Annotated in this window: 6 protein-coding genes and 1 pseudogene; 6 read left to right on the top strand and 1 reads right to left on the bottom strand. The window is 68.0% G+C overall.

The annotated features are described in order from the left end of the window. The 6 genes from ACIBAE_RS28120 to ACIBAE_RS28095 form a co-directional block, all read left to right on the top strand. A partial coding sequence (locus ACIBAE_RS28120; protein ID WP_399290723.1) for a hypothetical protein occupies positions 1 to 629 on the top strand: 629 nt, incomplete at its 5' end. Positions 630 to 682: 53 nt separating this feature from the next. Beyond that, the gene (locus ACIBAE_RS28115; protein ID WP_399290720.1) at positions 683 to 1027 is read left to right on the top strand and encodes a hypothetical protein; all 345 of its coding nucleotides are present in this window, start codon (positions 683 to 685) and stop codon (positions 1025 to 1027) included. A gap of 42 nt (positions 1028 to 1069) precedes the next feature. Then, the gene (locus ACIBAE_RS28110) at positions 1070 to 2050 is read left to right on the top strand and encodes a threonine/serine dehydratase (RefSeq protein WP_399290717.1); all 981 of its coding nucleotides are present in this window, start codon (positions 1070 to 1072) and stop codon (positions 2048 to 2050) included. A gap of 246 nt (positions 2051 to 2296) precedes the next feature. After that, entirely contained in the window at positions 2297 to 2779 is a 483-nt protein-coding gene (locus ACIBAE_RS28105) for a hypothetical protein (protein WP_399290714.1), read from the top strand. Beyond that, positions 2776 to 3066 carry a hypothetical protein gene (locus ACIBAE_RS28100; RefSeq protein ID WP_399290711.1) on the top strand — a complete coding sequence of 97 codons (291 nt, stop codon included), beginning with the start codon at positions 2776 to 2778 and terminating at the stop codon, positions 3064 to 3066. The genes ACIBAE_RS28105 and ACIBAE_RS28100 overlap by 4 nt, the downstream gene beginning before the upstream one ends. Before the next feature lie 169 nt (positions 3067 to 3235). Then, on the top strand, positions 3236 to 4516 hold the full coding sequence (locus ACIBAE_RS28095) for an MFS transporter (RefSeq protein WP_399290709.1): 1281 nt from the start codon (positions 3236 to 3238) through the stop codon (positions 4514 to 4516). A 50-nt stretch (positions 4517 to 4566) separates the two neighbouring features. Here the strand turns inward: ACIBAE_RS28095 and ACIBAE_RS28090 are convergent. Beyond that, positions 4567 to 4914 (bottom strand): annotated as a pseudogene (locus tag ACIBAE_RS28090) (ATP-binding cassette domain-containing protein); the annotation flags it as partial. Positions 4915 to 6199: the final 1285 nt, after the last annotated feature.

The raw sequence follows: 6199 nt of genomic DNA, 5'->3' as shown, positions 1-6199 counted from the left end.
AACAAGGACCTCGACAATCCTCATTCTTGCTGGTCAGAGGCACTTTTCGCTTACCTGACCACCCATCGGACGCCCCGCTTCATGAAAGCGCGAGGTTAGGGACCAGCGATTCCGGCTTCCGGGCCGAGGTCGAAAGCGAGCAGGCCATCGCGCGCGGCGAGGTCTACATGGAGATGATCGACTCCCACCAGCACGCGGGACTGACCGGTCCGTCTGCTGAAGAGGCAGCTCGTCGGCTCACAGAGTTCGGCGAGCGCGCGCAGTTCCAGGGCCAGGTCGCGCTGGACAGACACCGTCTCAGAAGGATCATGAAGCGTCACGACCCGGCGATCTATCCCGGCGAGTACATCACCTGCGTCAACGATCCGGCCAAGGCCCTCTGCGAGAAGGCCCGCAGAGGCAACAGCGAAGGACTTCCCTCACACGGTGGCTGCCTGCCGTTGTCCTGCCGCAACGTCACGCTCACCCCCGAGAACATCACCGCCTGGCAACGCGAGATCGTCCGCATCGACAAGCGCATCGCCTCGCGGCCGTCGTTGCCACCTCGCCTTCGCCAGCTCCTTGAGAGCCGACGGGCCGAGATCGTCGAGTTCCTGACGGCGAACGGACAGGAGGACGTTCCGGCCTGACCCGCAACGTCCCCGACCTGTCCGAGGCCCTGGTCCGCAAGCACCTCCAGGAGGTGCTGGACATCTGCCGCGAGACCAACAAGCAGCCCAGCGTCCTCATGCTGGCCCGCCGCCTCGACCTGACCAACACCACCTTCCGCCGCCGCTACCCCGACATCGCACGAGAGATCGCTGATCACCGAGCCGCCTCCACCGCCCCTCGCAGCGGTCCGACCGTGCACGACAGACTCGTCGCCCGCAACGCGAAGCTCCGCCGCCGCAACCGTGACCTCAACGCTCAACTCGCCTTCGCAGCAGCCCAGATCAAACACCTCAGCCTTCGCAACGAACGCCTCCAAGAGGCTCTGGAATCGGCCTCCAACGTCACGAGCATCAGCAGTCGGATCAAGAATCGTTGAGCCAAGCAACAAACAGCGCCGATAGCGCTACGCTGCCGTGTCGTGCAGGAGACGCGTCTCGACATTGCTCGGATCCGGGCGGCTCGCGGGGTGATCGACCCGGTTTTTCTCGACACTCCGCTGTACCGCTGCGAGGCGCTGGAGCCCGGCCTCGGGTGCACGGTGAGCATCAAGCTCGAAACGGCGAACCCGGTCCGCAGCTTCAAGGCCCGCGGCACCGAGGTGATCGCGAGCCTGCTCGCCGACCACGGCTCGCGAGCCGTGGTGTGCGCCAGCGCGGGCAACCTTGGCCAAGCCCTCGCCTGGTCCGGTCGCGGCCGGGGGCTCGACGTGACCGTCGTGGCATCCCGCTTTGCGACGGTGGCCAAGCTTGATCGCATCCGCGCGTTGGACGCCAGGCTGGAGCTGGTGGACGGCGACCACGAGCTGGCTCGCGAGCGGGCGGCGGCCATCGCGCGGTACGACGGCATCCGGCTGGTCGAGGACAGTCTGGACATCGAGACCTGCGAAGGCGCGGCGACCATCGGCCTGGAACTGGTGGACACCGCGCCGTCGTTCGACACCGTCCTGATCGCTCTCGGCGGTGGGGCACTGGCCACCGGCGTGGGTCATGTGGTGAAGGCATTGGCACCCGAAGTCGAGGTGATCTGCGTCCAGCCGCTGGGCGCACCGGCGCTGACACTCTCGTGGCGCGCACGGCGTGTCGTCACCACTGACTCGACCGACACCATCGCTGACGGCGTCGCCGGCCGGCGTCCCATCCCGGCCGTCCTGGACGACCTCCTCCTGGTCGCTGACGACGCCGTCCTGGTCCAAGAGGCGTCGATCATCGCCGGTATGCGAATGCTCCTCGACCACGCCGGCCTCGTCGTCGAACCGTCGGCCGCGCTCGGCATCGCAGCGATCCTCGAAGACCGTGACCGCTTCGCCGGCCGACACGTGGTCACCATCGTGTGCGGCAGCAACGTCGACGTAGACGCCTATCACCGCTGGGTCGGTGCGGCTCCCATCCACAGATCTTGACAATTGCTCCAGCAAGAAACGACAGAGAGATGTGCTAAGAGCCCGGGCGCCGCGGGCCAGAGGCCCGGAAACGGTCAACGGTCAGTCCTCAACCACGTTCACAAGCTGGCGTGGCACATCGCCCACCAACCCTTCGGAGTCGTCGCGGGCACGCGTCAGTACAAACATGCCGCATACGCGATCTTCGAAGGGTACGCGGGCACCTCTGCCTCAGGTTTCGCCGACGAGGTCGCCGCCGATCAGACAGTGGCCAAACTGGACTACGTAGAAGACCTCTTCCACGACTGGAACGAGGGCGGCAGGTCCGTCGGCGGCGCGGCCCAGCGGGTCGAGGAAGAGTTCGACCGCATCCGGGCCGAGATCGGAGACCTGCCCGGCGTGGTGTCCAGCCCCACACGCCTGCGAGCCATGCTCAAACACCTGACTCGCACCCTGCACCCCGGAATGCTCAACGACTGCTTCCACCAGGCCGAGACAGCGGTGTGCAACAAGCGCGCGAAGTCCCTTGGACGGCCGCTGTCCATGCTCAGCATGTGCCTTCAGTGCCCCAACTCCCGGAGGTCGGCCGTCCACCTGCCTCGGTTGCTCCATGCCCGCGACCAAGCACGCCAGGACTTCCCCGATCTGGACGCTCTACCGCATCTGCAGCAGATCGCCATCACCGAGCACCTATCCAGCCCGACCCGTCTGATCGCAGAGATCCACGATGAGGGAGACGGCCCCGCATGACCAGTACCAGCACCGCGCAGACCATCTTCGCCCGTCTTGTCCGGGAGCACACGGACCTGACCGACATCGATCGGCGCATCATGCGGGCGTTCGAAGAACTCACGGAAGGGCGCCCGCAGACCACCGACGGAAGCCTGACCGTCGTCAACATCGCGGCAGAGGCGGGATGCCTGGGTGTCAGGGCCGTCCGGGGCGCGGTCGGCGGGAGAGACGAACGAGGCCGCCTTTCACGTCGGGCGGCCGACGTGAAAGGGTTTGGGCGCAGCGAGTCACCCACGAGGAGCTAAGACATGCCCGGTCGTCCGAGCGCGCGTTGACGTTGTAGGCCGTGATCGGCCTGTCATCGCGTGCTGCCCTTGATGTTGCGGCACAGCGAGCCTTCCCCAGCCTGAACCGTCGGTGCAGCTGTCGTGCGCCGGGTGACGGGCCTCGTTGTCGGCAGCCCAAGGGATCCCCGTGCCGTCCACTTCCTCTGCTGTATCCGATTCCAGTCGATCTGTTCCGCCATGTCTGTGGCGGGATCGCGACTTCCGCAGACTCTGGGTGGGTCAGACGGCCTCCCAACTCGGCGAACACACCACTCTGATCGTTCTTCCGCTCTTCGCCGTCCTGACGCTCAACGCCGACGCCGGCGAGTTGGGCGTCCTCCGCGCGGTGGGGCAGGCGCCGCTCCTGTTGCTTTCGCTCTTCGTCGGCGCGTGGGTGGACGGGTGGCGGATCCGCACGGTGTTGGTGGTGGCGGACGCCGTCCGGACCCTGATGCTGTGCGCCGCCGCCGTGGCCGGTCTCCTCGGTTGGCTCGGCCTGCCCGCGCTGCTCCTGGTCGCCTTCGCCGTTGGGGCGCTGTCCGTGTTCTTCGACGTGGCCTATCAGGCGTCTCTCGTGCGGCTGGTACAACGCGATCAGTTGGTGCGAGGTAACAGTGCGCTCGAGGGCAGTCGGTCTGCGGCGCAGATCGGCGGGCCCGCCCTCGGAGGTGCGTTGGTGTCACTGCTGTCGGCGCCGATCGCTGCTGCCTCCAGCGCGGTGTTTTTCGCGCTGTCGTTCCTGTCGGTCCGGCGGATCCGTCGGACCGAATCGCTCCCGGAACGCTCGGAACGTCACCCTCGGGTATGGCGACGGATCCATGAGGGCCTCCGCTTTGTCGTCAGCGATACCTCTCTGCGCACCGTGTGCCTCGCCTCGGCCGCTTTCCAGTTCTCCTTCGCGGCCATGATGACCGTCTATCTGCTCTTCCTGCCGCGGGAACTGCACTTGTCCGGCACCACCGTCGGGCTGGCGCTTGCGGCGGTGGGTCCGGGCGCGCTCCTGGGCTCGCTGCTGGCCGCTCGCTTGCCGCGCCGGTTTGGTTACGGCGCGGTGCTCGTGTCCGCGGCGGCACTCGGCGACGGCGTGTTCGTGTGTGTGCCCGCGCTGCACGGCTCCTCGGCGGTGACGGTTTCCGTGCTGCTGGCGATCAACTTCGTGTTCGGGGCCGGCGGCCAGTTGGTGAACGTCACGGTCATGGCTGTGCGGCAGGCGGTCACTCCGGACGGGATGCAGGGCCGCGCGGCCGCGACGATCACTTTTGTCGGCATGGGGATGGCCCCGCTCGGCTCCCTGCTCGGGGGGCTTCTCGCGATGGAGTGGGGGTTGCGCACCAGCCTCCTGGTGACGGCCGCCGGCATGATGCTGTCCCCAGCAGTGATGACCCTGTCCCCGCTAGCACGCCTGGGACGGGGGCTTCCCGAACGATGAGACACTCGCGTCTGGGACACCTTGACAGATGGCATAACCGTGAACGGCCACCGCTGATAGTCCTGGAGCACCAGCGCCACCTGGTCGAAGAGCTGGTCCCGGTCCAGTTCGCGCACATCGGTACCGTCCCAGCGAACCTGCCCCTCGGACGGCAGGTACAGGCCGGCGAGGAGCTTGCTGAGGGTGGTCTTGCCGCTGCCGTTGACCCCGACCAGAGCCACGGTCTGGCCCCGGCGGATGGTCAGGGACACCGCGTCGAGAGCGGGGGTATCCCGGCCCGGATAGGTGAAGGAGACCCGGTCGAACTCGATCAGCTCGGGCGGGCCCGGCACCGGCCTGCCGCCGGCGGGGATGGCACGCAGCCGCGCCTCGTCCCTGGCCCTGATCAGGTCGGTCATGAACAGCGACTGCTCGTACAGCTGGTGTACATGGGTCACCATGCGGCGCAGCCCCACCGTGCCGTTGGTCAGCGCCAGAGCCGCTGTGGCGCCCGAGGCGAGCGGCATATGGCCATGCGTGAGCAACCAGGCCAGCAGCCCGTACGTGACCGCCGCCGTCAGCCCCGACAGCGCCGATGTCAGCAGATCCATGCCCGCTTCCCGGTGCGCGAGCTGCGTCTGCTCCTCGGCCGCCTCGATGCCCATCCGGTCGAACTGCTCCAGCAGGAAGGGACCCGCACCATGGACGCGCAGCTCGGGCCCGGCCTGCTGGGAGATCAGCAGCCGGCGCAGGGCGCCCTGCTGCCGTACATGCTCGATCCACACCTGGACCGATTCGTAGGTACGGCGGGCGGCCCGGACCGTGCCCCATGCCTTGGGCACCACGACGGCGACCAACAGGGGCAGCAGCGCCGGATGCAGAACGGCGAGCACCCCGCTGACGGCGGTCAGCGCCATCAGGGAGTCGACGACGCCGAGCGTGTGCTGAATGAGCCGACGCGCGGCGGTCTGGCCGTGCTGCCCCGAGTCGAGGATCTTGTGGAACTCCGGTTGCTCCAGATGCGCCATCTCCACCCGGATCACGGGGGTCAGCATCATCAGCGCGGCCAGCCGCTCCACCTTCGGCTCCAGACGGCCGGCGGCGCCGAGACCGACGGCCCGCAGGGTGGCCGCCAGGGCACCCGAGCCGCCGACCCAGAGCAGGGAGGGCAGCGCCTGCGAGATGCGCTCGGCGGTGGGCCCGGCGGTGAACAGACTGATCAGGACCCGGTTGGTGGCCAGCAGCCCGAAGACGGTCGCGGCGGCCTGGCCGAGCTGCGCCAGCGCCACGACGATCAGAGCGGGACGGTCGGCCCGCCGGGCGAGCGAGACGGTGTGGGCGATGAGGCTGGGGACCTGCCGCAGGATCGTCCAGAAGGACGCCTCGAGGCGCGCGCCCTCGTGGACGGTCCACCCCCAGGAGCCCTTGAGCCGGCCGCCGAAGAGAAGCTGTTCAGGCGGCGAGTTCTGGACGTACGGCGCCCGGCCGGAACGGAACGGATTCACGCCGCAGGACCGCCTTCCGCGTCAATCCGACGCATTTGCGGGGTGCGTGCCGGGCGGCCGAACTCGAACACGGGATCTCCGCTGCCGACATGGGCGGGGATGGGAACGGGATGCATGAGTCCTCCTGAGCAGATGGCGAACGGGTGCAGGTGCCCGGACAACGGACCTGATCAAGGGGGTGTAACGGGCCGAGGCGGGC

This window comes from Streptomyces sp. NPDC051569 (genome assembly GCF_044454085.1).
GTDB lineage: Bacteria > Actinomycetota > Actinomycetes > Streptomycetales > Streptomycetaceae > Streptomyces.
The sequence above is the reverse complement of the archived record's forward strand: the minus strand, read 5'-3'. Positions and strand labels throughout refer to the sequence as shown.